At 51.5% G+C, this 25720-nt stretch carries 22 protein-coding genes; 19 read left to right on the top strand and 3 right to left on the bottom strand.

The window, feature by feature from the left end; translation table 11 throughout:
- The first annotated feature begins 211 nt into the window (after nucleotides 1-211).
- From DCX48_06000 to DCX48_05985, 4 genes are all read left to right on the top strand, one after another.
- Nucleotides 212-667, top strand: a complete 456-nt coding sequence (locus DCX48_06000) for a DUF412 domain-containing protein (GenBank protein ID QXE14099.1) — start codon at nucleotides 212-214, stop codon at nucleotides 665-667.
- Nucleotides 668-832: 165 nt separating this feature from the next.
- A complete protein-coding gene (locus DCX48_05995; protein ID QXE14098.1) occupies nucleotides 833-1327 on the top strand; it encodes a YfbU family protein in 495 nt (164 codons plus the stop codon).
- Between the two features lie 20 nt (nucleotides 1328-1347).
- The gene (locus DCX48_05990) at nucleotides 1348-2004 is read left to right on the top strand and encodes a sugar phosphatase (GenBank protein QXE14097.1); all 657 of its coding nucleotides are present in this window, start codon (nucleotides 1348-1350) and stop codon (nucleotides 2002-2004) included.
- Nucleotides 2005-2182: 178 nt separating this feature from the next.
- Nucleotides 2183-4015, top strand: a complete 1833-nt coding sequence (locus tag DCX48_05985; protein ID QXE14096.1) for an SLC13 family permease — start codon at nucleotides 2183-2185, stop codon at nucleotides 4013-4015.
- Between the two features lie 29 nt (nucleotides 4016-4044).
- Here the strand turns inward: DCX48_05985 and DCX48_05980 are convergent, their stop codons facing one another.
- A complete protein-coding gene (locus DCX48_05980; GenBank protein ID QXE14095.1) occupies nucleotides 4045-4644 on the bottom strand; it encodes a 5'-deoxynucleotidase in 600 nt (199 codons plus the stop codon).
- A 142-nt stretch (nucleotides 4645-4786) separates the two neighbouring features.
- Nucleotides 4787-6001, bottom strand: a complete 1215-nt coding sequence (locus DCX48_05975; protein ID QXE14094.1) for a pyridoxal phosphate-dependent aminotransferase — start codon at nucleotides 5999-6001, stop codon at nucleotides 4787-4789.
- 502 nt (nucleotides 6002-6503) lie between these two features.
- Between DCX48_05975 and lrhA the strand changes: the two genes are divergently transcribed.
- From lrhA to elaB, 15 genes are all read left to right on the top strand, one after another.
- Nucleotides 6504-7454, top strand: coding sequence for a transcriptional regulator LrhA (lrhA, locus tag DCX48_05970; protein ID QXE14093.1), 951 nt, complete (start codon nucleotides 6504-6506; stop codon nucleotides 7452-7454).
- Between the two features lie 676 nt (nucleotides 7455-8130).
- On the top strand, nucleotides 8131-8571 hold the full coding sequence (locus DCX48_05965) for an NADH-quinone oxidoreductase subunit A (GenBank protein QXE14092.1): 441 nt from the start codon (nucleotides 8131-8133) through the stop codon (nucleotides 8569-8571).
- Between the two features lie 17 nt (nucleotides 8572-8588).
- Nucleotides 8589-9263 carry an NADH-quinone oxidoreductase subunit B gene (locus tag DCX48_05960; protein QXE14091.1) on the top strand — a complete coding sequence of 225 codons (675 nt, stop codon included), beginning with the start codon at nucleotides 8589-8591 and terminating at the stop codon, nucleotides 9261-9263.
- 98 nt (nucleotides 9264-9361) lie between these two features.
- Complete coding sequence (locus DCX48_05955; GenBank protein ID QXE14090.1) at nucleotides 9362-11161, top strand: NADH-quinone oxidoreductase subunit C/D; 1800 nt, start codon at nucleotides 9362-9364, stop codon at nucleotides 11159-11161.
- 2 nt (nucleotides 11162-11163) lie between these two features.
- A complete protein-coding gene (nuoE, locus tag DCX48_05950) occupies nucleotides 11164-11709 on the top strand; it encodes an NADH-quinone oxidoreductase subunit NuoE (GenBank protein ID QXE14089.1) in 546 nt (181 codons plus the stop codon).
- Nucleotides 11706-13055: an NADH-quinone oxidoreductase subunit NuoF gene (gene nuoF, locus DCX48_05945; GenBank protein ID QXE14088.1), complete on the top strand. Its 1350-nt coding sequence runs from the start codon at nucleotides 11706-11708 to the stop codon at nucleotides 13053-13055. Before nuoE ends, nuoF begins: the two co-directional genes overlap by 4 nt.
- Nucleotides 13056-13242: 187 nt before the next feature.
- On the top strand, nucleotides 13243-15969 hold the full coding sequence (gene nuoG / locus DCX48_05940) for an NADH-quinone oxidoreductase subunit NuoG (protein ID QXE14087.1): 2727 nt from the start codon (nucleotides 13243-13245) through the stop codon (nucleotides 15967-15969).
- The gene (gene nuoH, locus DCX48_05935) at nucleotides 15966-16940 is read left to right on the top strand and encodes an NADH-quinone oxidoreductase subunit NuoH (GenBank protein ID QXE14086.1); all 975 of its coding nucleotides are present in this window, start codon (nucleotides 15966-15968) and stop codon (nucleotides 16938-16940) included. The genes nuoG and nuoH overlap by 4 nt, the downstream gene beginning before the upstream one ends.
- A gap of 17 nt (nucleotides 16941-16957) precedes the next feature.
- A complete protein-coding gene (gene nuoI, locus DCX48_05930) occupies nucleotides 16958-17500 on the top strand; it encodes an NADH-quinone oxidoreductase subunit NuoI (protein ID QXE14085.1) in 543 nt (180 codons plus the stop codon).
- Nucleotides 17501-17509: 9 nt separating this feature from the next.
- Nucleotides 17510-18073: an NADH-quinone oxidoreductase subunit J gene (locus DCX48_05925; protein QXE14084.1), complete on the top strand. Its 564-nt coding sequence runs from the start codon at nucleotides 17510-17512 to the stop codon at nucleotides 18071-18073.
- The gene (gene nuoK, locus DCX48_05920) at nucleotides 18070-18372 is read left to right on the top strand and encodes an NADH-quinone oxidoreductase subunit NuoK (GenBank protein ID QXE14083.1); all 303 of its coding nucleotides are present in this window, start codon (nucleotides 18070-18072) and stop codon (nucleotides 18370-18372) included. Before DCX48_05925 ends, nuoK begins: the two co-directional genes overlap by 4 nt.
- Nucleotides 18369-20219: an NADH-quinone oxidoreductase subunit L gene (locus DCX48_05915; protein QXE14082.1), complete on the top strand. Its 1851-nt coding sequence runs from the start codon at nucleotides 18369-18371 to the stop codon at nucleotides 20217-20219. The genes nuoK and DCX48_05915 overlap by 4 nt, the downstream gene beginning before the upstream one ends.
- Nucleotides 20220-20319: 100 nt before the next feature.
- The gene (locus tag DCX48_05910) at nucleotides 20320-21855 is read left to right on the top strand and encodes an NADH-quinone oxidoreductase subunit M (GenBank protein QXE14081.1); all 1536 of its coding nucleotides are present in this window, start codon (nucleotides 20320-20322) and stop codon (nucleotides 21853-21855) included.
- Nucleotides 21856-21861: 6 nt separating this feature from the next.
- A complete protein-coding gene (nuoN, locus tag DCX48_05905; protein ID QXE14080.1) occupies nucleotides 21862-23319 on the top strand; it encodes an NADH-quinone oxidoreductase subunit NuoN in 1458 nt (485 codons plus the stop codon).
- Nucleotides 23320-23507: 188 nt separating this feature from the next.
- Complete coding sequence (gene elaB / locus DCX48_05900) at nucleotides 23508-23819, top strand: stress response protein ElaB (GenBank protein ID QXE14079.1); 312 nt, start codon at nucleotides 23508-23510, stop codon at nucleotides 23817-23819.
- A 157-nt stretch (nucleotides 23820-23976) separates the two neighbouring features.
- Here the strand turns inward: elaB and treC are convergent, their stop codons facing one another.
- Nucleotides 23977-25668 carry an alpha,alpha-phosphotrehalase gene (gene treC / locus DCX48_05895; protein ID QXE14078.1) on the bottom strand — a complete coding sequence of 564 codons (1692 nt, stop codon included), beginning with the start codon at nucleotides 25666-25668 and terminating at the stop codon, nucleotides 23977-23979.
- Between the last annotated feature and the right edge of the window lie 52 nt (nucleotides 25669-25720).

Genomic DNA, 25720 nt, shown 5'->3' with positions numbered 1-25720 from the left:
AACCGCGTTATGGCCGTTGGCTGCGTTTGTATCGCGAAGGGAATTATACTCCTTGCGTGTAGTCATACTACTTTAGGTATACAGCGGCCAAAAGGCCGGTTTAGGATACCGATAGCGTAGGCTAAACACAAAATATATTTTAACCTTATCAACTTGAGTTGTTGATTTGTTCAAAAGTTTTATTTTTTATCTGTAAAGTTGAGGTGTGGCTATGGCGACGAAACCAGACAGTAGAATCAGTTGGCTACAGTTACTCCAACGTGGGCAGCATTACATGAAGACGTGGCCAGCAGAAAAGCAGTTGGCACCCCTATTTCCTGAAAATCGTGTGGCGCGAGCGACGCGGTTCGGTATTCGCATCATGCCGCCACTGGCGGTGTTTACCTTAACGTGGCAGATTGCGCTCGGTGGCCAGCTCGGCCCGGCCATCGCCACCGCGCTTTTTGCCTGTAGCCTGCCGTTGCAGGGCCTCTGGTGGCTTGGTCGCCGCTCTGTTACTCCTCTACCTCCGACGTTGGCGCAGTGGTTTCATGAAATTCGCCATAAGCTATTGGAGTCGGGTCAGGCATTAGCCCCTCTGGAAGAAGCACCCACTTACCAAACGTTGGCTGATGTGCTGAAACGTGCATTTAACCAGCTTGATAAAACCTTCCTTGATGATTTGTGATCGGCGTCAGGCTGTGTGCGGGTTGATGGCTATTTTGTTCTTTCCCCTGTTTCAAATCAAAGAAGCGGCGGCTACCGCTATCGTGACACGATTCAGTATGCGATTCTGCGGTTCATACCTATTTAGTGACATTGGCTTACACCAAAGAGGGTTCAGGAGAGCAACATGGAAATGACGAATGCCCAGAGATTGATCCTTTCAAACCAATACAAAATGATGACGATGCTCGATCCAGATAATGCTGAGCGCTATCGTCGGCTACAAACGATCATCGAGCGTGGTTACGGCTTGCAGATGCGTGAACTGGACCGTGAGTTTGGTGAGCTGACTGAAGAGGTTTGCCGCACCATTATTAACGTCATGGAAATGCATCATGCTTTGCAGGTGTCGTGGACCAATCTGAAAGATAAGCAGGATTTGGATGAACGACGCCTGACCTTCCTGGGCTTTGATGCCGCAACGGAAGCGCGTTACCTCGGTTTTGTGCGCTTTATGGTGCATGTAGAAGGTCGCTATCCTCACTTTGATGCGGGCACGCATGGTTTTAACGCCCAGACGAAAATGTGGGAAAAGTACAACAGAATGCTGGCTGTCTGGCAGTCCTGCCCGCGCCAGTATCACTTGAGTGCGGTTGAGATCGCACAGATCATCAACGCCTGATAATGAAAAAGGGGCTTTCTGTGGAGTGTAAAGGTTTTCTGTTCGACCTCGATGGTACGCTAGTTGATTCACTGCCTGCTGTAGAACGCGCGTGGATTAACTGGGCAAAAGATCACGATATTGAACCACAGGAAGTGCTCGACTTTATTCATGGTAAGCAGGCAATTACGTCCTTGCGTCACTTTCTTCAGGGGCAGAGCGAAGAAACGATTCAACAGGAGTTTGATGCGCTGGAGAAAACAGAGGCTTCTGATACGCAAGGTATTGTTGCCATGCCTGGAGCGAAGGCGCTGTTGGAACGTTTAGATGCGCTGGATATCCCCTGGGCAATTGTGACATCTGGCACGGTGCCGATTGCCAGCGCACGTCATCAACGCGGAGAACTACCTGCACCTCGCGCCTTTATTACGGCGGAGCAGGTTGCCAAAGGTAAACCTAACCCTGATGCCTATTTACTTGGCGCACAGCAACTAGGGCTTAAACCGGAAGAGTGTGTGGTCGTTGAAGATGCGCCAGCGGGCGTGCTATCGGGTCTGGCGGCTGGCTGCAAAGTCATCGCGGTGAAAGCGCCAGCGGATACGCCGAAACTGGATCAGGTCGATCTGATTCTTGATTCGCTGGAGCAGATAGAAATAGAACAATTACCGAACGGTGCTAAGGTGCTTCTGTGCCAGTAGGCTGTCTGTAACATAATGACAAAACTGTGACTAAATATGATCAAACCTCGCATCCGCGAGGTTTTTTTATGGCAGACTATACCCGTCATACTTCAAGCTGAATGGGCGTTGGCTTCCCTTTTGTAGCGTGCTGAAACCGACACCTCCCAACATGTACCTTTCTGTCAGGGGAACCGTTTTGAATAGCGAACTTCTCTGGGTTTTATCCCTGTTGCTGATCGCCATTGTGTTGTTTACCACTAATAAATTACGCATGGATGTCGTAGCGCTGTTGGTCATTATCGCGTTTGTATTGAGCGGTACGCTAGCGCTATCTGAAGCGCTGGTAGGGTTCAGCGATCCTAATGTGATATTGATTGCTGCCCTGTTTGTGATTGGTGAAGGATTGGTTCGTACCGGTGTCGCTTATCAGGTCGGTGATTGGCTGGTTCGCGTTGCGGGCAGCAGTGAAATAAAGATGCTGATCTTACTGATGGTCACCGTTGCGCTGCTGGGTGCTTTCATGAGTTCCACCGGCGTTGTCGCGATTTTTATTCCCGTGGTACTGAGTGTTTCTGCACGGATGAAAATTTCTCCCGGAAGGCTGATGATGCCGCTGAGCTTTGCTGGGTTGATTAGCGGCATGATGACGCTGGTGGCGACGCCGCCGAATATGGTGGTGAGCAGCGAACTGATGCGCGAGGGCGTTGCGGGCTTCGGGTTCTTCAGCGTGACGCCGATAGGGATGGTCGTGCTGCTGCTGGGCGTGGCGTATATGATGGTGGCGCGCTACTGGCTTGGCGACGCTGAGACGGCAACCGCAAAAGAGATGTGGAAGAGAAGAACGTTTCGCGATCTGATTCGTGATTACCGACTGACGGGCCGGGCGCGTCGGTTGGCAATTCGACCAGGGTCACCTTTTATCGGCCACCGTCTGGATGATCTACGTCTGCGCCAGCGTTTTGGGGCGAATGTAGTCGGGATTGAGCGCTGGCGTAAATTTCGCCGCGTAATGATCAGCGTGGCAGGCAATACCGAACTTCGCCTGAATGATGTCTTACTGATTGATATGTCGGCATCTGAGGTGGATTTACGCGAATTTTTCACTTCGCAGCGGCTTGAACCGATGGTGCTGCGCGGTGAGTATTTCTCTGAGCAGGCGCGTGATGTGGGGATGGCGGAAGTCTCTCTCATACCCGATTCCGAACTCTTAGGGAAAACGCTTTACGATGTTGGATTTCGTAGCCGTTATGGCCTTAGCGTCGTGGGGATTCGCCGGGCAGGTGAATCGATGGAAGGTATCCTCGCCGATGAACCGCTCCAACTCGGCGATATTCTGCTGGTGATGGGCGACTGGCGCATGATTCGGCAGTTGCATGCGCAGAAAAATGACTTCCTGTTGCTTAATCTTCCTGCCGAAGTTGATGACGTTGCCCCCGCGGTAAGTCAGGCTCCACACGCGCTGTTTTGCCTGGCGTTGATGGTAGCGATGATGCTGACGGACGAAATACCGAATGCAGTTGCCGCGCTGATCGCTTGTTTACTGATGGGCAAATTCCGCTGTATCGACATGGAAAGCGCCTATCGAGCGATTCACTGGCCGAGCATTATTCTTATCGTCGGGATGATGCCGTTTGCGCTGGCGTTACAGCAAACTGGCGGTGTTGCGCTGATTGTTAAAGGGCTAATGGATGTTGCCGGGAATGCCGGGCCGCATGTGATGCTGGTGTGCTTATTCGTGCTGTGTGCCGTGATTGGCCTGTTTATTTCCAACACGGCGACGGCGGTGTTGATGGCGCCCATTGCGATTGCCGCGGCGAAGCAAATGGGCGTGTCACCTTACCCTTTTGCGATGATCATCGCCGTTGCGGCATCTGCCGCCTTTATGACGCCCGTATCGTCACCGGTGAATACATTGGTGATGGGGCCGGGCGGCTATAAATTCGGGGACTTTGTGCGTATGGGAGTCCCCTTTACCGTACTGGTGATGCTTGTCAGCGTAGTGATGGTGCCGTGGCTGTATCCGTTCTGATGTTTCCAGACCGTTATAGCGGATGTTCGTTATAACGGAGAGTCTTGACTGATTTCGTCGAGCGACAGACTGAAGCTGGGAACGAACACCGTCATGAAGTAGTCCATTTCCGAGCTATGGCGCAGCTGTAGTGTCTTTTCCAACCGCGCTTTGGCAAGCGTGAATTCCGCGTTTCCTGCGGATAATTCTTCCAGGCACTTCAGGTAGGCGCAAAGTGCGTCTGCCTGCTTAACGATGGCGCGTTCTTCTTCGCTGGTGTAGCTGTCATCCAGCAGCATCCGATAATCCTGCTGCAACTCTTCAGGCAGCATCTCGATCAGTTTCTGCTGCGCAATCTTCTCTATCTTCTTGTACTCGTGCGCGATCTGCGCGTTGTAGTACTTGATTGGTGTCGGCATATCACCAGTCAGCACCTCACTGGCGTCATGATACATCGCCAATAGCGCGATGCGTTCTGCGTTCAGATTACCCTCAAATTTACGATTTTTGATTACCGCCAGCGCGTGAGCGACAAAGGCGACCTGAAGACTGTGCTCGGAGACGTTTTCCGTGCGCACGTTGCGCATCAATGGCCAACGGCTGATAAGTTTTAGACGGGATAAGTGGGCGAAAAAGTGGCTCTGATTCATGGCGATCTCTCAGACAACAGCACGGTGAAATATCGATATCGTGGGCGTCTATTGTGAGCATTTGCCGAAGATTATGCAAACGAAGGTCAGGTTTTCGCCGGGCGACGACGGCCCGGCGATGAGTGGTTCGATTACTGCTGGGTTACTGGTGATAGTGCCCCAGGAAGCGTCCTAATTTGTGGATTGCCATGTCCAACTCATCAATACGCGGCAGCGTGACGATACGTACATGATCCGGGTAAGGCCAGTTAAATGCGGTTCCCTGAACCAGTAACACTTTTTCCTGTAACAGGAGATCCAGCACCAGTTTTTGGTCGTCATGGATATTAAATCGTTTGGCATCAATGCGCGGGAACATATAGAGCGCGCCGCGTGGTTTTACGCACGATACACCGGGGATCTGGTTGATCAATTCCCATGAGCGATTGCGCTGTTCATACAGACGCCCACCGGGTTGAATAAATTCGCTGATGCTTTGGTAGCCACCCAAGGCGGTCTGAATCGCATGCTGCATTGGCACGTTGGCACACAAACGCATGGACGCCAGCATTTCCAGCCCTTCAATGTACCCTTTTGCGTGTTTTTTCGGGCCGTTCAGTACCATCCAGCCTTGACGGAACCCCGCCACACGATATGTCTTGGACAGCCCGTTGAACGTGACTGTCAGCAGATCCGGCGCTAACGCAGCAATAGAGTGGTGCTGCGCATCGTCATACAGAATTTTGTCGTAAATTTCGTCGGCGAAAATGATCAGGCTGTGTTCACGCGCGATAGCCACGATATCCAGCAGCAACTCTTTGCTGTAGACCGCACCCGTCGGATTATTCGGGTTGATGATGACAATACCGCGAGTATTAGACGTGATTTTTTTGCGGATATCATCCAGATCGGGGAACCAATCGGAGGACTCATCGCAGAGATAGTGAACGGCATTGCCGTTAGACAGGGAAACCGCCGCAGTCCAGAGTGGATAATCCGGTGCGGGAACCAGCATTTCATCACCCGGATTGAGTAGCGCCTGCATGGACTGCACGATGAGTTCAGAAACACCGTTACCAATATAGACGTCTTCAACCGTCATATCGCGCATATCGCGCGCCTGATAGTGCTGAACGATAGCCTTACGGGCGGAATAGAGCCCCTTGGAATCACAGTAGCCCTGTGCAGTAGGCAGGTTACGGATGACATCGACCAGAATTTCGTCCGGTGCCTCGAAGCCGAAAGGGGCAGGGTTGCCAATATTCAGTTTAAGGACTTTATTACCTTCTTCTTCAAGCCGCTTGGCTTCCTTTAAGACTGGGCCACGGATGTCATAGCATACGTTCTCCAGTTTCTTGGATTTTTCAATCGGAGACATAAATAGTACGAACCTTCTGCAGAGAGCGCATATTCCCATACGGAATAGCATAACCTGCTTAATGTACTCCTCCTATAATACCTTTTGAAGAATGATTATCGCTTTCGCTGCAAATGATTGCGCATCTGCACTATATGGTTGTGTACTCGTTGGATGGTGCGATATGGTAGGGGTGCGGACGACGGTTCATACCGCACTTTTTTAGCGCCAGAATAAGGTGACAGGGAAAGCTCGTTTATTTACGTATGGGGCATATTTATTTCGTAGTATGAAATAAAGAGAAAGTGTCGTTGTTATTGAATTAAGGATTAAGGCTGGTGAGCCATTTAATTACATGATGTCTTACCAATGGAAAGGCGATAGGGGTAACGAAATATAAGTATTTTTTTGCCCTTATCGTGCGTCTGCGATAGTGTCTTTAAATGTATCGGTCATTACCTTTACATGTAATAAAACACCAGGAATATTTTGTTAAAATTAAAATAGATAAGTGAAAAATCGTATGACCAGTGCAAATCGACCAGTACTTAATCTCGATCTTGATTTACTGAGGACGTTTGTTGCCGTTGCAGATTTAAATACGTTTGCAGCCGCGGCGGCCGCAGTCAATCGAACTCAATCGGCTGTCAGTCAGCAGATGCAGCGGCTGGAGCAACTCATCGGAAAGGAGCTTTTTGCTCGGCACGGGCGTAATAAATTACTGACCGAACATGGTATCCAGTTTCTGGGTTATGCCAGAAAAATACTACAATTCAATGATGAAGCTTGTATTTCATTAATGTACAGCGATATTCAGGGTACGCTGACCATTGGGGCGTCTGACGATACTGCAGACACTATCCTTCCTTATATTTTACATCGGGTGACATCCGTATTTCCTAAGCTCTCCGTCAACGTTAGTGTAAAACGCAGCGCTGAAATGATGGAAATGCTGAGTCAGGGGAAAATAGATCTGGTTATTACTACAATGAACGGTGTGGTGTTTCCTCATGTGTTATTGCGTAGCTCTCCGACGTTATGGTATTGCGCCGCGGATTATCAATTCCGAGCACAAGAGCCCGTGCCTCTGGTTGTACTGGATGAGCCGAGCCCTTTCCGTACGCTGGCTACGCAGCAACTGACGGCCGCAGGGATCCCCTGGAGAATCGCGTATGTAGCTTCAACGCTATCTGCTGTGCGAGCTGCGGTGAAGGCTGGCATGGGTGTCACCGTGCGTTCAGTAGAAATGATGAGCCCAGAACTGCGAGTGTTAGGCGAGGAGGAAGGGTTGCCGAGATTGCCTGAAACACGTTATTTCCTCTGCCAGAATCCTAACCAGGAGAGTGAACTGGCGACGGCAATTTTTAATGTGATTGAATCAGGGAAGCCTTCTCACATTACGCCTGTCGGCATGTTCGCAAATAGCGCGAATGGAAAGCTGTCTTCCGATCCGTCGCTGAAGGACGTGATCTAATCGTAATGGGTAGTTAACTATCATTCGGGGAGGGTAGGGATGCACCCCGAATGATGATGGTTTATGGCTAACGTGTTAAACCAGCGTCGACAGAGTCTTAGTGACCCAATTTCCTCAATCTGATCCCACTTTGTGTTTTTCATTTCACATCAATAGACTATGCGTAGCGGGATTATTGGTTTCCTGTAATTTATAAAACGCTGGTTCTATTTTTTTAAAATTATGTTATGAAAAATAGCATCTCCCCTTGTCCACCATCATCTCGATTTTTTTACTAACTAAATTGGTAAAAATGTGTGCTGGATCAAAAAATACCCCTAATAACCCCATGGGGGAACAGGCATTTTCTGTGAAACTGGTATAGTGACGCAGCAAACTTGCTTTCTGTGTCGCTGTACTCTGGTTAACCGACGAAAGTACTGACTCGATTTAGCTACGGGTGATAACACAAAATGTTAACAAAACAGCGTGCATGTAAAGGAATGTACTGTTATTTTTAGTAAGGTTGAAAAAAGGTTACAAATTTAGGGGCTCAACCATACCAAGCAAGGCTTACCTGATACGTTTCCATGCTTTTTTGTGGTTATTAATCCTTCCTTTTAATCGATGTGGCCCATTAACTGCCGATAATAGAGCAGAGATGTTACCCGCCACTTTTGATGAGTAAGCAAAGAGAATGTCAACAACTACTGAAATCCTCGCCCATCATTGGGCGTTTGCGCTATTCCTAATCATCGCCATAGGCCTTTGCGTCTTCATGCTGACCGGTGGATTCTTGCTGGGCGGGAGAGCAAAAGGCAGAGCCAAGAACGTACCTTATGAATCCGGGATCGACTCAGTGGGTTCAGCGCGGCTACGTCTGTCTGCTAAATTTTATCTTGTCGCTATGTTCTTCGTTATCTTCGACGTTGAGGCCCTCTATCTCTACGCTTGGGCTGTGTCTATCAAAGAAAGCGGCTGGATTGGCTTCATCGAAGCAACCATTTTCATTTTGGTGCTGTTGGCTGGTTTGATTTATCTGGTACGCGTTGGGGCACTTGACTGGACCCCGGTACGTTCCAAGAGACAAGTCGTTAAATCAGACATCATCAACACTACCAACACTCATCCGCAGTAACAGCGAGGCATTTTAAGATGGACTATACGCTCACCCGCATAGAGCCGGACGGTGAGAATGACCGTTATCCCCTGCAACGTCAGGAGATCGTTTCCGACCCTCTGGAGCAACATGTTCACCGCAGTGTCTATATGGGCAAACTGGAACATGCATTACACGATACGGTGAACTGGGGTCGTCAGAATTCCCTGTGGCCGTACAACTTCGGTCTTTCCTGTTGCTACGTAGAAATGGTGACATCATTTACCGCTGTCCATGACGTTGCGCGTTTTGGTGCTGAGGTTTTGCGTGCGTCGCCACGTCAAGCTGACTTTATGGTGGTTGCTGGTACCTGCTTTACCAAAATGGCTCCCGTTATTCAGCGTCTGTACGAGCAAATGCTTGAACCTAAATGGGTTATTTCCATGGGCGCGTGCGCCAATTCCGGCGGTATGTACGATATCTATTCCGTCGTTCAGGGTGTAGATAAATTCCTGCCTGTTGATGTGTATATTCCGGGCTGTCCTCCGCGCCCAGAAGCTTACATGCAAGCGCTGCTGCTGCTGAAAGAATCTATCGGTAAAGAACGCCGTCCTCTGTCATGGGTGGTTGGTGAACAGGGCGTTTACCGCGCCAACATGCAATCTGAGCGTGAGCGCAAACGCGGCGAGCGAATCGCGGTGACCAACCTGCGTTCGCCTGATGAGATTTGACCTGTAGATGATAAATCCGGTGGCCGTGTAATACCCCGATAATAGTGTGCGGTCATTATCAGATACAGAAATAGCACATTTAATGTGGTGACATATTTATGACAGATTTAACGACACACGATCTCGCTCAGCCAGGCTGGCAAACCCGCGATCACCTTAATGATCCGGTCGTTGGCGAACTGTGTAACCGTTTTGGACCAGATGCATTTACTGTACAGGCAACCCGCACAGGTATTCCTGTTGTGTGGGTTAAACGTGAGCAATTACTCGATGTTGTCACATTCCTGAAAAAACAGCCGAAGCCTTATGTCATGCTGTTTGACCTGCACGGTATGGATGAGCGTCTGCGTACCCATCGTGAAGGTTTACCTGCTGCCGACTACTCCGTTTTTTATCATTTAATTTCTATCGAGCGTAACCGCGACATCATGCTAAAAGTCGCGTTGGCCGAGAATGATATGCATTTGCCGACCGTGACCAAACTGTTTCCGAATGCCAACTGGTATGAGCGGGAAACGTGGGAGATGTTCGGCATGGCCTTCGATGGTCATCCAAATCTGACGCGCATTATGATGCCGAAGACGTGGGAAGGGCACCCGTTGCGTAAAGATTATCCGGCGCGTGCGACTGAATTCGATCCTTTCGAGCTGACTAAGCAGAAAGAAGATCTGGAAATGGAATCGCTGACGTTCAAACCGGAAGAGTGGGGAATGAAGCGTGGCACTGAAAATGAGGACTTCATGTTCCTCAACCTCGGTCCGAACCACCCGTCTTCACACGGTGCCTTCCGTATTATCCTACAGTTGGATGGCGAAGAGATCGTCGACTGCGTGCCTGATGTGGGTTACCACCATCGCGGCGCGGAGAAAATGGGCGAGCGTCAGTCCTGGCACAGCTACATCCCTTATACCGACCGTATTGAATACCTTGGCGGCTGCGTTAACGAAATGCCGTACGTGCTGGCAGTAGAAAAACTGGCAGGTATTGAGGTGCCAGATCGCGTTAAAACGATTCGCGTGATGCTGTCTGAGCTGTTCCGTATTAATAGTCACCTGCTGTATATCAGTACTTATATTCAGGACGTCGGGGCAATGACTCCGGTGTTCTTTGCGTTTACTGACCGCCAGAAAATTTACGATTTGGTTGAAGCGATTACCGGTTTCCGTATGCACCCAGCCTGGTTCCGTATCGGTGGTGTGGCGCACGATTTGCCACGCGGCTGGGAGCGACTGCTGCGTGAATTCCTCGACTGGATGCCAGCTCGTCTGGACACGTATGTCAAATCCGCGTTGCAGAATACCATTCTGAAAGGCCGTACTCAGGGCGTTGCCGCCTACAATGCGAAAGAAGCATTGGAATGGGGCGTAACGGGTGCAGGTCTGCGTGCCACAGGCATCGGTTTCGACGTGCGTAAATGGCGTCCGTATTCCGGCTATGAAAACTTTGACTTTGAAGTGCCAGTAGGCGACGGCATCAGCGATTGCTATAGCCGCGTTATGCTGAAAGTTGAAGAGCTGCGTCAGAGCCTGCGGATTCTGGATCAGTGCCTCAAGAACATGCCGGAAGGGCCGTTCAAAGCGGATCACCCGCTGACGACGCCGCCGCCAAAAGAGCGCACGTTGCAGCATATTGATACGCTGATCAACCACTTCCTTCAGGTTTCCTGGGGACCGGTTATGCCTGCCAATGAATCATTCCAGATGGTTGAGGCAACAAAAGGCATTAACAGCTATTACCTGACCAGTGACGGCGGCACGATGAGCTACCGTACTCGTATTCGCACGCCGAGCTATGCGCATCTGCAACAGATTCCTTCTGTAATTCGCGGGTGTCTGGTATCCGACCTGATCGTTTACCTCGGCAGTATTGATTTCGTAATGTCAGATGTGGACCGCTAATTATGCATGATCACAACAATCACGATCATATCGACGCTCAGGGACAACCTGCTGCTGATTCGCTGACAAAAGACAATGCTTTTGTATTGAGTGACGCTGAACGTGACGCTATTGAGCACGAAAAACATCACTACGAAGATGCACGCGCCGCATCAATCGAAGCACTGAAAATTGTGCAAAAAGCACGCGGCTGGGTACCTGATGGTGCTATCAACGCGATTGCCGATCTGCTGGGGATCCCTGCGAGTGACGTGGAAGGCGTGGCAACGTTCTACAGCCAGATTTATCGCCAGCCGGTCGGGCGTCATATTATTCGCTATTGCGACAGCGTCGTGTGCCACATCAATGGCTATCAGGGCGTGCAGGCTGCGCTTGAGCGTAAGCTCAGCATCAAACCGGGACAGACAACGTTCGATGGACGTTTCACGCTGCTGCCGACCTGCTGCCTGGGTAACTGTGACAAGGGGCCGTCAATGATGATTGATGACGATACCCACAGCCATGTGACGCCAGAAGGTATTGAATCGTTATTGGAGCAGTATCAATGAGTAAAGACATTGTTCTGACGGCTGAGCAGCATCCTCTGACCTGGCGTTTACGCGCAGACAAACAGCCGGTATGGCTGGATGAGTATCGCAGTAAAAATGGTTATGTTGCCGCGCAAAAAGCGTTAACGGGTATGGCGCAGGATGAAGTGGTCTCACTGGTTAAAGACGCTGGTCTGAAAGGGCGTGGCGGCGCGGGCTTTTCAACAGGCTTGAAGTGGAGCTTGATGCCGAAAGACGAAAGCATGAACATCCGCTATCTGCTATGTAACGCAGATGAGATGGAGCCAGGTACTTATAAAGACCGCCTGTTGATGGAGCAAGAGCCTCATCTGCTGGTTGAAGGCATGCTAATCAGCGCCTTTGCGCTGAAAGCCTACCGCGGCTACATCTTCCTGCGTGGTGAATACATCGAAGCTGCTGTTCACTTGCGTCGCGCAATTGAAGAAGCAAAAGCCGCTGGCTTGCTAGGTAAGAATATTCTGGGCAGCGGATTTGATTTCGAGCTGTTCGTGCATACGGGCGCAGGGCGTTACATCTGCGGCGAAGAAACTGCACTGATTAACTCGCTGGAAGGCCGTCGTGCTAACCCTCGCTCCAAGCCGCCGTTCCCTGCGTCTGCGGGTGCTTGGGGCAAACCGACTTGCGTCAATAACGTCGAAACGCTGTGTAACGTGCCCGCGATTATCGAGCACGGTGCGGCGTGGTATCAGGGATTGTCTGCGGGTAAAAGTAAAGATGCCGGCACGAAACTGATGGGCTTTTCTGGCCGCGTCAAGAATCCGGGCCTCTGGGAACTGCCTTTTGGCACCACGGCGCGTGAGATTCTGGAAGATTACGCGGGCGGCATGCGCGATGGTCTGAAACTTAAAGCTTGGCAGCCGGGCGGTGCAGGTACAGATTTCCTAACGGAAAGCCATCTCGATCTGCCGATGGACTTTGAGCACATTGCAAAAGCAGGTAGCCGTATGGGTACCGCGCTGGCGATGGCTGTCGATCACGAAATCAATATGGTCTCGTTGACGCGCAATTTGGAAGAGTTCTTCTCCCGTGAATCCTGTGGCTGGTGTACACCGTGCCGTGATGGTCTGCCGTGGAGTGTGAAGATTCTGCGTGCGCTGGAAAATGGTGAAGGTCAGCCTGGCGATATCGAAACGCTGGAGCAGCTTTGCCGTTTCCTCGGACCGGGTAACACCTTCTGTGCGCATGCGCCGGGTGCGGTCGAGCCGCTGCAAAGTGCCATCAAGTATTTCCGGGAAGAATTCGAAGCGGGTATCTCTAAACAGTATTTAGGCAACCTTAAAGCGATTGGCGGTATTCAGCCTAACCTGTTGAAAGAGCGCTGGTAAACCAGCGCCTAACACGTGCGAGATGCAGTGAATGTATCCGCAGGGTGGCGCAAATAAGCCACCCTCATAAACCCAATAGATTTCAAGGCGCAGGTAGCCAACGCATTTGCGGTTTGAAAGATAAGGGTATACAGAATTTTTGATTAGCGCCTGTGGTAACACGGGCCATTATGGAAGCATGCTGACTATGGCTACTATTCATGTAGACGGCAAAGAGTATGAAGTAAACGGAGCGAACAACCTTCTCGAAGCTTGCCTGACTCTGGGACTTGATATTCCTTACTTTTGCTGGCACCCCGCGCTCGGGAGCGTAGGATCCTGCCGCCTCTGTGCGGTAAAACAGTATCAAAACGCGGAAGATACTCGCGGTCGTCTGGTGATGTCTTGTATGACACCGGCAACCGAAGGAACGTTCATCGCGATTGAAGATGAAGAAGCGAAACTATTCCGTAAGACGATAGTTGAGTTTCTGATGACCAACCACCCGCACGATTGTCCGGTGTGTGAGGAAGGCGGTAACTGTCATTTGCAGGATATGACGGTTATGACGGGGCAGAACTTCCGTCGCTATCGCTTCACCAAGCGTACTCACCGCAATCAGGATCTCGGGCCGTTCATTTCTCATGAGATGAACCGCTGTATCGCGTGCTATCGCTGCGTGCGTTACTACAAAGACTATGCGGATGGTAAAGATCTCGGTGTTTACGGTGCACACGACAACGTCTACTTCGGTCGCCCGGAAGATGGCACGCTGGAAAGCGAGTTCTCCGGTAACCTGGTTGAAGTGTGCCCTACTGGTGTATTCACCGATAAAACGCACTCCGAGCGCTATAACCGTAAATGGGATATGCAGTTTGCACCGAGCGTCTGCCAACAGTGCAGCATCGGCTGTAATACCAGCCCCGGTGAACGCTATGGCGAACTTCGTCGTATCGAAAACCGCTTCAACGGTAGCGTAAACCACTATTTCCTGTGTGATCGCGGCCGTTTTGGTTACGGCTATGTCAACCAGAAAGACCGTCCGAACCAACCACTGCAACGCCGTGGTGATGATTGGATCGCGCTGAATGCCGATCAGGCACTGCAAGGTGCTGCGGATGTTCTGCGTCAGGCGAAGAAAACCATCGGTATCGGTTCACCGCGTGCCAGCATTGAAAGCAACTTCGCGTTGCGTGAGCTGGTGGGTGCAGAGAACTTCTATACCGGTATTGCGCAGGAAGAACAAAATCGTCTGCAACTGATCTTGAAAGTGCTGCGCGAAAGCGGTGTAAGAACGCCGGCGCTGCGTGAGATCGAAGGCTACGATGCAGTTCTGATTCTGGGTGAAGATTTAACACAGACCGGTGCGCGTATCGCGCTGGCCGTTCGTCAAGCCGTTAAAGGCAAAGCTCGCGAAATGGCAGCAGCGCAGAAAGTGGCTGACTGGCAGATTGCGGCGATCATGAACATTGGTCAGCATGCCAAGCACCCGCTGTTTGTCACCAACGTCGACAATACCCGTCTGGACGATATTGCTGCATGGAACTACCGTGCACCCGTTGCCGATCAGGCACGTCTTGGTTTTGCGATTGCACACGGGTTAGATAGCAGTGCTCCAGCAGTCACCGATCTGGCTGCAGGTCTCGACCAGAAAGTCGATATCATCGTACAGGCACTGGCTGGTGCGAGAAAACCACTCATCATTTCCGGCACTAACGCGGGCAGCGAAGATGTGATCTCTGCTGCGGCAAACGTTGCCAAGGCGCTGAAGAGTCGCGGCTCTGACGTCGGTATTACCTTTGTTGCACCTGCTGCAAACAGCATTGGGTTGTCAATCATGGGCGGCGGTTCGCTGGATGACGCGCTGGTGCAGTTGGAAAACGGCGAAGCCGACAGCGTGGTGGTTCTGGAGAATGATCTCTACCGTCATGCACCGGTCGCTCGCGTTGATGCGGCACTGGAAAAAGCTGAGAACCTGATTGTGGTCGATCATCAGCGTACTCGCATCATGGACAAGGCCAGCATCATTCTGTCTGCCGCCAGCTTTGCTGAAAGCGACGGTACGTTGGTGAATCAGGAAGGCCGCGCTCAGCGTTTCTTCCAGGTTTATGACCCAACGTACTACAACGACAAGATTGTGATGTTGGAAAGCTGGCGCTGGCTGCACTCACTCTATATCACCTATAACAGCCGTCAGGTTGACTGGACGCAGTTGGATAACGTGATTGACGCGTGTGTCGCTGCGCTGCCGCAGTTGGCTGCGATTAAAGATGCCGCACCAGACGCCTCGTTCCGTATTCGTGGTCAGAAACTGTCGCGTTCACCAATTCGCTCCAGTGGACGTACTGCGATGCGTGCCAATATCAGCGTGCATGAACCGCGTCAGCCAGTCGATAAAGACACTATGTTTGCCTTCTCAATGGAAGGGAACAACAGTCCGACAGCCAATCGTCAGCAGATTCCGTTTGCCTGGGCGCCAGGTTGGAACTCACCGCAAGCCTGGAACAAATTCCAGAATGAAGTGGGTGGACATTTGCGTCATGGCGATCCGGGTGTGCGTATGATCGAAGCCGGAGAAGGTTCGCTGGCGTACTTCGACAACATTCCTGCGGCTTTCGTCCCACAAGTGGGTCAATGGCGCGTTGCGCCGTATTATCACCTGTTTGGCAGTGATGAAATGTCACAGCGTTCTGATGTGATTCAGCAGCGTATGCCAGAGCCTTACGTGATGGTGAACCCGGCTGATGCGGCGACGCTGGGCGTAAACGCTGGTACGTTGCTGGAGTTGACCTGTGCAGGGCAAACGCTACGTCTGCCATTGCGCTTAAGTGCGGCATTGAGTCAGGGACAGGTTGGTTTACCGCTGGGCTTGCCGGGTATTGCACCGGTGCTGGCGGGTGCAACCGTTGAAAATCTGCGGGAGGCCGCACAATGAGTTGGTTAACGCCGGAATTAATCGAGATTCTGATCACCGTCGGAAAAGCGGTCGTGATTCTGCTGGTTGTGGTGACCTGTGGCGCATTCATGAGTATGGGTGAACGTCGACTGCTCGGCCTCTTCCAGGGACGTTATGGACCGAACCGGGTTGGTTGGGGCGGTTCATTACAGCTTGTCGCTGACATGATCAAAATGTTCTTCAAAGAAGACTGGGTGCCGAACTTCACCGATAAAGTAATCTTCACACTGGCACCGATGATCGCGTTTACGTCAATGCTCATTGCCTTTGCGATTGTACCGATCACACCAACCTGGGGTGTCGCCGATCTGAACATCGGTATCCTGTTCTTCCTGATGATGGCAGGTTTGGCGGTTTACGCGGTTCTGTTCGCTGGTTGGGCGAGTAACAACAAATACTCGTTGCTGGGAGCGGTACGTGCTTCCGCTCAGACCGTGAGCTACGAAGTCTTCATCGGCCTATCGCTGATGGGAGTGGTCGCGCAGGCGGGCTCGTTCAACATGCGTGACATCGTCGATTCTCAGGAACATTTGTGGAACGTTATTCCGCAGTTCTTCGGCTTTATCACGTTTGCCATCGCAGGCGTGGCGGTGTGTCACCGTCACCCGTTTGACCAGCCTGAAGCTGAACAGGAACTGGCCGATGGTTACCACATTGAATATTCCGGTATGAAGTTCGGTCTGTTCTTTGTGGGCGAATATATCGGGATCGTTACCGTTTCTGCGCTGATGGTGACCTTATTCTTCGGTGGCTGGCATGGTCCGTTCTTGCCACCGTTTGTCTGGTTTGCGCTGAAAACAGGCTTTTTCATGATGATGTTCATCCTGATTCGTGCTTCGTTACCCCGTCCACGTTATGACCAGGTGATGGCTTTCGGTTGGAAAGTCTGTCTGCCGATAACGCTTTTGAATCTGCTGGCGACAGCCGCCGTCATTTTGTACAACGCTTAAGAAGGGGTGAATAAACCATGACATTGAAAGAGTTAGTGGTTGGTTTCGGCACCCAGATACGCAGTATCTGTATGGTGGGATCGAATGCTTTCAAGAAGCGCGAAACCAGGATGTACCCAGAAGAGCCTGTGAATCCGCCGCCACGTTACCGTGGTCGTATCGTGCTGACGCGCGATCCCGATGGTGAAGAGCGCTGTGTTGCTTGCAACCTGTGCGCGGTGGCGTGTCCGGTCGGCTGTATCTCATTGCAGAAAGCGGAAACCAAAGATGGTCGCTGGTATCCCGAGTTCTTCCGCGTCAACTTCTCGCGCTGCATTTTCTGTGGCTTCTGTGAAGAAGCGTGTCCGACAACGGCTATCCAGCTGACACCGGATTTCGAGATGGGCGAGTACAAACGTCAGGATCTGGTGTACGAGAAAGAAGATCTGCTGATATCGGGGCCGGGTAAATATCCGGAATACAATTTCTACCGGATGGCTGGTATGGCAATCGATGGGAAAGATAAAGGCGAAGCTGAAAACGAAGCCAAACCTATTGATGTCAAAGGCCTGTTGCCCTAAGGAGCTAGCATGGAATTCGCTTTTTATACCACAGGTTTGATTGCGATATTGGCGACACTGCGCGTCATTACGCATACCAATCCTGTGCATGCATTGTTGTATATGGTCACCTCGCTCATGGCGATTGCGGGCGTCTTTTTCTCGCTGGGGGCTAATTTTGCCGGCGCGTTGAGCATCATCGTGTATGCGGGTGCCATCATGGTGCTGTTTGTGTTCGTCGTCATGATGCTCAACCTCGGTTCTTCTGTAGAAGAACAAGAGCGGAATTGGCTGAAACCCAGCGTCTGGATTGGTCCAAGTATTCTCTCACTGGCGTTACTGGTGATTGTGGTCAACGCGATCCTTAGCCTGAAAGATCAGGGTATCACTGGCACGCCCGTTGAGGCGAAAGCGGTGGGCATCAGCCTGTTTGGGCCTTATGTTCTGGCAGTTGAGTTAGCGTCAATGTTGCTGCTGGCGGGATTGGTTGTCGCTTTCCATATTGGTCGTGAAGATAAACGTGGTGACGTTGTCAATAAAGAAGGCGGCGCGAACCAGGACGTTGAGAAAAAAATAACGGGGGAACGCGCATGATTCCGTTACAACATGGGTTGATTTTAGCCGCTATTCTGTTTGTTCTGGGGCTGACGGGTCTGTTGATTCGTCGTAACCTGCTGTTTATGTTGATCAGTCTGGAGATCATGATCAACGCTGCCGCACTGGCTTTTGTCGTCGCGGGTAGCTATTGGCAGCAGCCAGATGGTCAGGTGATGTACATTCTGGCGATTACGCTGGCAGCAGCCGAGGCCAGTATTGGTCTGGCCTTGTTGTTACAGATGTATCGTCGTCGTCAGACCCTGAATATTGATACAGTCAGTGAGATGCGCGGATGAACTTACTCTATTTAACAATACTCTTCCCGCTGCTCGGCTTTCTGTTGCTGGCATTTTCCCGCGGTCGCTGGTCGGAAAATACGTCCGCGACCGTCGGTGTTGGCTCGATTGGTCTGGCCGCGCTAGTTGCCGCTTGGGTTGTGGTCGATTTTATGGGCCAGCAGCACACCGGTGGTGTCACCTTCTTTAATCAGCATTTGTGGACATGGATGACCGTTGGCAATTTCGACATTAGCGTAACGCTGATGCTCGACGGTCTCTCTGTGACGATGCTGTCCGTGGTGATTGGTGTCGGTTTCTTTATTCACCTGTTTGCCTCTTGGTATATGCGTGGGGAAGAGGGATATTCTCGCTTCTTCGCTTACACCAACCTGTTTATCGCCAGTATGGTCGTTCTGGTACTGGCTGATAACCTGTTGCTGATGTACCTCGGTTGGGAAGGGGTAGGGCTGTGCAGTTATCTGCTGATCGGTTTCTACTACACCAATCCGAAAAACGGCGCGGCTGCAATGAAGGCCTTCATCGTTACGCGCGTGGGTGACGTCTTTCTGGCCTTTGCACTGTTCATTCTTTACAAAGAGTTGGGCACGCTTAACTTCCGCGAGCTGATGGTATTGGCACCGCAGAAACTGGCTGAAGGTTCACCGGAAATCACCTGGGCTACGCTGATGTTGCTAGGTGGTGCGGTTGGTAAATCAGCACAGCTGCCGTTGCAAACCTGGCTGGCAGATGCGATGGCCGGTCCAACACCGGTATCTGCATTGATCCACGCCGCTACGATGGTTACTGCGGGTGTTTACCTGATTGCGCGTACCAACGGCCTGTTCCTGATGGCACCGGATGTCCTGCATCTGGTAGGTATTGTGGGTGCGGTGACGCTGGTACTGGCGGGTTTTGCCGCTCTGGTGCAAACCGACATCAAACGCGTGCTGGCCTATTCCACGATGAGCCAGATTGGTTACATGTTCCTGGCGCTGGGCGTTCAGGCATGGGATGCCGCGATTTTCCACCTGATGACGCACGCATTCTTTAAAGCGCTGCTGTTCCTCTCTTCTGGTTCGGTGATTTTGGCCTGCCACCACGAGCAGAACATCTTCAAGATGGGCGGCCTGCGTAAAACCATTCCACTGGTTTATGTCTGCTTCCTGGTCGGGGGCGCTGCGCTATCTGCATTGCCGCTGGTTACCGCAGGTTTCTTCAGTAAAGACGAGATTCTGGCTGGCGCATGGGCAAATGGTCACATCAATCTGATGGTGGCTGGATTGGCTGGTGCCTTCATGACCTCGCTGTATACGTTCCGTATGATTTTCATCGTGTTCCACGGTGAAGAGAAAATTAAGGCGCATGCAGGAAAAGGCATTTCTCACCACTTACCGTTGGTTGTGCTGATGATTCTGTCCACCTTTATTGGTGCGATGATTGTTCCGCCGTTGCACGGTGTATTACCGGCGACGACTGAGCTTGAACACGGCCAGTTGATGACGTTGGAAATTACCTCTGGCGTGGTGGCGATTGCCGGTATTCTGCTTGCCGCTCTGCTGTGGCTGGGTAAACGTCAGGCGGTGAATAGCATCGCGAAGAGTGCCCCGGGCCGTTTCTTCTCGACCTGGTGGTTCCACGCGTGGGGCTTCGACTGGTTGTACGACCATGTCTTTGTTAAACCGTATCTGGCTATCGCGAAGCTGTTGCAGCGTGATCCGTTGAATGCATTGATGACCCTTCCGGCTACTGTTATCCGCTGGGGTAATCGTGGGCTGGCGCTCAGTGCGAATGGTCAGTTGCGCTGGTACGTTGCTTCTATGGGCTTTGGTGCCGTACTGGTGCTGGGCTTGTTACTGCTGGTGTAAGGCAGTATCCGGTAACGTATAAAAGGTAGGGTATTCAGCAGACAGGAATGCCCGCCACGGCAAGTTTTCAGATTTCTTTAATTTAGGGACACAAAACGCCATGCTACTACCTTGGCTAATTCTTCTCCCCTTTATCGGCGGTCTGCTGTGTTGGCAGTTAGAGCGTTTTGGTACGAAAGTGCCGCGCTGGATAGCGTTGATTGCAATGGGGCTGACACTCGCACTGTCTCTGCAACTGTGGTTGCAAGGCGGTTACTCACTGACAGCGCCGACAGGCGTACCACAATGGCAATCCGAGTTTTATGTGCCGTGGATCCCGCGCTTCGGCATTGGCATTCATCTTGCGCTAGACGGCCTGTCGCTGCTGATGGTGGTGCTGACTAGTTTGCTGGGCGTGTTGGCAATCCTCTGTTCCTGGAATGAAATTCAGCGCTATCAGGGCTTCTTCCACCTGAACCTGCTGTGGATTCTGGGCGGTGTTATCGGTGTGTTCCTTGCCATCGACATGTTCCTGTTCTTCTTCTTCTGGGAAATGATGTTGGTGCCGATGTACTTCCTGATTGCGCTATGGGGGCATAAAGGCTCCGATGGTAAAACCAGAATTACGGCGGCGACCAAGTTCTTCATCTATACCCAGTCGAGCGGCCTGATCATGTTGATCGCGATTCTGGCGCTGGTCTTTGTGCATCACAATGCTACCGGCGTTTGGACGTTCAACTATGAAGACCTGCTGAAGACCCCAATGTCATATGGCGTTGAATATCTGCTGATGCTGGGCTTCTTCATTGCGTTTGCTGTAAAAATGCCGGTCGTGCCATTGCACGGTTGGTTGCCGGATGCACACAGTCAGGCTCCGACAGCAGGTTCTGTTGACTTGGCGGGTATTCTGTTGAAAACGGCGGCCTATGGTCTGCTGCGTTTCAGTCTGCCGCTGTTCCCGAATGCCTCCCATGCCTTTGCACCGATTGCCATGTGGCTGGGTGTGATTGGTATCTTCTACGGCGCATGGCTGGCGTTCAAACAGACGGATATCAAACGCCTGATTGCTTACACCTCGGTGTCGCACATGGGCTTTGTGATGATTGCCATCTATTCCGGTAATCAACTCGCTTATCAGGGCGCAGTGATTCAGATGATTGCGCACGGTTTGTCTGCTGCCGGTCTGTTTATTCTGTGCGGCCAGCTGTACGAACGTCTGCATACCCGTGACATGCGTGAAATGGGGGGGCTATGGTCGCGTCTGAAGTTCCTGCCAGCGCTGTCTCTGTTCTTTGCTGTGGCGACCTTGGGGATGCCGGGTACGGGCAACTTTGTTGGCGAATTCATGATTCTGTTCGGCAGCTATCAGGTTGTGCCGGTGATTACGGTGATCTCAACCTTCGGTCTGGTATTTGCGTCGGTCTACTCACTGATCATGATCCAGCGTGCTTATTACGGTACGCCTAAATCTGATGAACCATTGAAGAGTATGTCGATCCGCGAATTGTCTATCGTGCTGCTGTTGGTGGTATTACTGGTGTTGTTAGGGGTTTACCCGCAACCGATTCTGGATACCTCCAGTGCCGCGATGTCAAATATCCAGCAGTGGTTTATGTCGTCTGCTCCAGATTCAATTATTTCAACAACAAGGCCGTAATTCGCCATGACAATAACTCTTCAACAACTAATTGCGCTATCGCCGCTGTTGATCGTCGGATTGACGGTAGTGGTTGTGATGCTGTGCATTGCGTGGCGACGCAACCATTTTGTCAACGCAACCATGACGGTTATCGGCCTGAATATTGCGTTGCTGTCACTGTACTTTGTCGGCCAGGTTGGCCCAACGGATGTGACGCCGCTGCTGCGTGTTGATGGCTTCTCGATGTTCTATACCGGACTGGTTCTGCTTGCCAGTCTGGCAACCAGCACGTTTGCCTATCCGTGGCTGCAAGGCTACCCAGACAACCGTGATGAGTTCTACCTGCTGGTTCTCATTGCTGCGTTAGGTGGGATCCTGCTGTCGAGCGCCAACCATCTGGCTTCGCTGTTCATCGGGATTGAACTGCTTTCCCTCCCGCTGTTTGGTCTGGTCGGTTATGCCTTCCGCCTGAAGCGTTCGCTGGAAGCCAGTATTAAATACATGCTGCTGTCGGCGGCGGCGTCTTCCTTCCTGCTGTTTGGGATGGCGCTGATCTATGCTGAATCGGGCGATATGAGCTTTGCCAGCCTAGGTAAGAGCCTGAGCGATCACCAAATCCATGAACCGCTGCTGCTGGCTGGCTTGGGGATGATGATTGTCGGTCTGGGCTTCAAACTGTCTCTGGTTCCGTTCCAGCTGTGGACACCTGATGTGTATCAGGGGGCGCCTGCGCCAGTATCTACGTTTCTGGCGACGGCCGGTAAGATTGCGGTTTTCGGTGCGGTAATGCGTTTGTTCCTGTACGCGCCGGTGGCTGACAGCGAATCCGTCAGAATCGTGCTGAGTATTATTGCGTTTGCATCGATAATGTTCGGTAACGTGATGGCGGTATCGCAGACTAATATCAAACGTCTTCTCGGTTACTCCTCTATCGCGCATCTGGGCTACTTGTTGGTTGCCCTGATCGCGGTTCAGAGTCATCAACTGGCGTTGGAAACTGTCGGTGTTTATCTGGTCGGTTACTTGTTCAGCAGCCTCGGGGCGTTCGGTGTAGTTAGTCTGATGTCCAGCCCGTACCGTGGCCCGGATGCCGATTCGCTGTTCTCTTACCGTGGTTTGTTCTGGCATAAACCGATTCTGTCTGCGGTTATGACGGTAATGATGCTGTCGCTGGCGGGTATCCCGATGACGCTGGGCTTCTTCGGGAAATTCTACGTGTTGGCTGTCGGTGTTAATGCTGAACTGTGGTGGTTGACCGGCGCGGTCGTTCTGGGTAGCGCCATTGGTCTGTACTACTACCTGCGTGTCATGGTTAGCTTGTTCCTGAATGCGCCTCAGGTGTTGCAGCGTGATACGCCAAACAACTGGGCATTAACCGCGGGTGGTGTGGTCGTGTTGATCTCTTCCATCGTGGTACTGTTCTTTGGTTTGTACCCGCAGCCGCTTATCTCTCTGGTTCAATTGGCGCAGCCAATGATGTAACCACTGACGAGAGTTAGGTTGAGTTATGAAGCGCCGTTGATGAGAGTCAACGGCGTTTTTTATATCAGTAACGTTCGTTTTAGGAATGATCTGGTCTATTGAAGCCGTAAAAGTCGCGCAAAATTGTCTATAGTTAAGAAGGCCACGATTTATAACTAATGACTTTTCATAACAGAAGGAAGCACTTTATGGCGGCGACAAAAAAACAGCCTGAAGAAATTCGTGTCGATGATGATTTAAAACTTCTGTCTGAAACGCTAGACGAAGTACTACGCTATACGGGCGATCAGGCAGACCAAACCTATCTTGATTTGAAGAAGGGAGCGGAAAAAGCGCTGCTGGAAGTTAAAGCCCGCATTGGCGTGACTGACGGCTATTATGCGCGCGCGAAGCAGGTAGCCGATAAAGCCGATGTTTATGTGCACGACAAACCGTGGCACGGCATCGGTATTGGCGCCACGGTCGGTCTGGTGCTGGGATTACTGCTGGCTAAGCGCTAGTTTCTGCCACACTGAGTCAACGTCGCTCTGCGGTACATAGCTCTGTAACCGTCGCTTGGTAACGATGAGCAAGGCAGGGGGCGAGTTTCTGAAGAATCATGTAAGATGTTTGACAATCAATGTAGCGGGGGTTACCCGCTACATCTTCTTATACTCTCTATTCTTGGATCTTATCCTCTTTCTCCTGCATTCCCTGTATCCAATAGATGGCTTCAAATGGTCGCAACTCCAGTATTGCCGGTTGCGGCTGTGCATCAGAATAATTGCTAAATAACAGTCGCCAGCGGCGGTCGTGGGTCTCCATCGGAGGTTGCCAGCGCAGGGGCTGTTTGCTGAGGTTTGCCAGAACCAGAAGCCGTTGCCCCTCCCAAGTGCGCTGATAGCACCAGACGTTAGGGTGGTCTGGCAGCAGATCCTTATAGTCGCCGTGCGTTAGCAGCGGAAGGGCTTTACGCATAGCAATAAGCTGCTGGTAGGTATAAAAGACGGACTCTTTATCCGCCAGCGACTGCTCTGCGTTGATGTGAGGAAAGTTCTGGCTGGGGGTTATCCACGGTGTGCCGGTCGTAAATCCAGCATGATCGCTCTCATCCCACTGCATTGGCGTACGGCCGTTATCGCGTGATTTGCTGGCGAGGATCGCTAAGATTTGCTCATCTACCTGACCCCGATCGCGCTGTTCGGCAAATTGATTCAGGCTTTCAATATCGCGGTATTGTTCAATCTGTGTATAGCCGGGATTGGTCATGCCCAGCTCTTCGCCCTGATAGATATAGGGCGTGCCCTGCATACCGTGTAGCACCATCGCCAGCATTTTGGCGGATTGCACACGGAATTCCCCTTCATCGCCAAAACGCGACACGATGCGTGGCTGATCGTGATTACACCAGAACAGCGCATTCCAGGCGTGGTTATGCATACCCTGCTGCCAGTGGTTAAAAATCAGCTTGAGTTGGATAAAATCAGGTTCCGCCAGCGTCCATTTTTCCCCATTAGGGTAATCAACTTTCAGATGATGAAAATTGAACGTCATGGAGAGTTCGCTGCCGTCCAGTGCGGCGTAGCGGCGGCAATGTTCCAGTGAGGTCGATGACATCTCACCGACAGTCATCAACCCGCGGGGCTGAAATACATCCTGACTGAACTCCTGTAAGTAATCGTGAATAAGTGGCCCATCGGTATAAAAACGGCGTCCATCGCCCTGTGTGTCTGACGGGAAATCCTGCTGCTTGGAGACTAGATTGATTACATCCAGCCGCAGCCCGTCTACGCCTTTATCCGCCCAAAATCCACAGACCTGTTTTAATTCATCCCGTACGCGCGGGTGCTCCCAGTTCAGATCGGCCTGTTCGGTAGCGAAAAGGTGCAGATAGTATTGTTTGCTTTCCGCGTGCCACAGCCAAGCTGGGCCGCCAAATTTTGAACGCCAGTTATTGGGCGGTGCACCGTCATTACCATCACGCCAGATATAAAAATGACGATAGGGGCTGCGGCGATCCTGAGCGTTCTGGAACCAGTGGTGCTGAGTAGAGGTATGGTTGAACACCATATCCATGACAATACGAATACGACGTCGATGTGCTTCGGCGATCAACGTTTCCATATCGGCCATCGTGCCGTAGGCTGGGTCGATAGCGCAGTAGTCGGCCACGTCATAGCCGTTGTCAACCTGAGGAGAAAGGTAAACCGGAGTCAGCCAAATAGCATCGATGCCCAACTGTTGTAGGTAATCGAGTCGGGCGGTGACACCAGCGATGTCGCCAATGCCATTTCCGGTACTGTCCTGAAAGCTCTTCGGATAGATTTGATAAATCACGCCGTTTTGCCACCAGGGGAGTGATGTACTCATGAAAAATCCTCCTGCAGCGTTATCGCCGCGGCTTAACAGGCGCGGCTGAATA

It is taken from the genome of Pectobacterium atrosepticum, from assembly GCA_019056595.1.
Taxonomy (GTDB): Bacteria; Pseudomonadota; Gammaproteobacteria; order Enterobacterales; family Enterobacteriaceae; genus Pectobacterium; species Pectobacterium atrosepticum.
The sequence above is the reverse complement of the archived record's forward strand: the minus strand, read 5'-3'. Positions and strand labels throughout refer to the sequence as shown.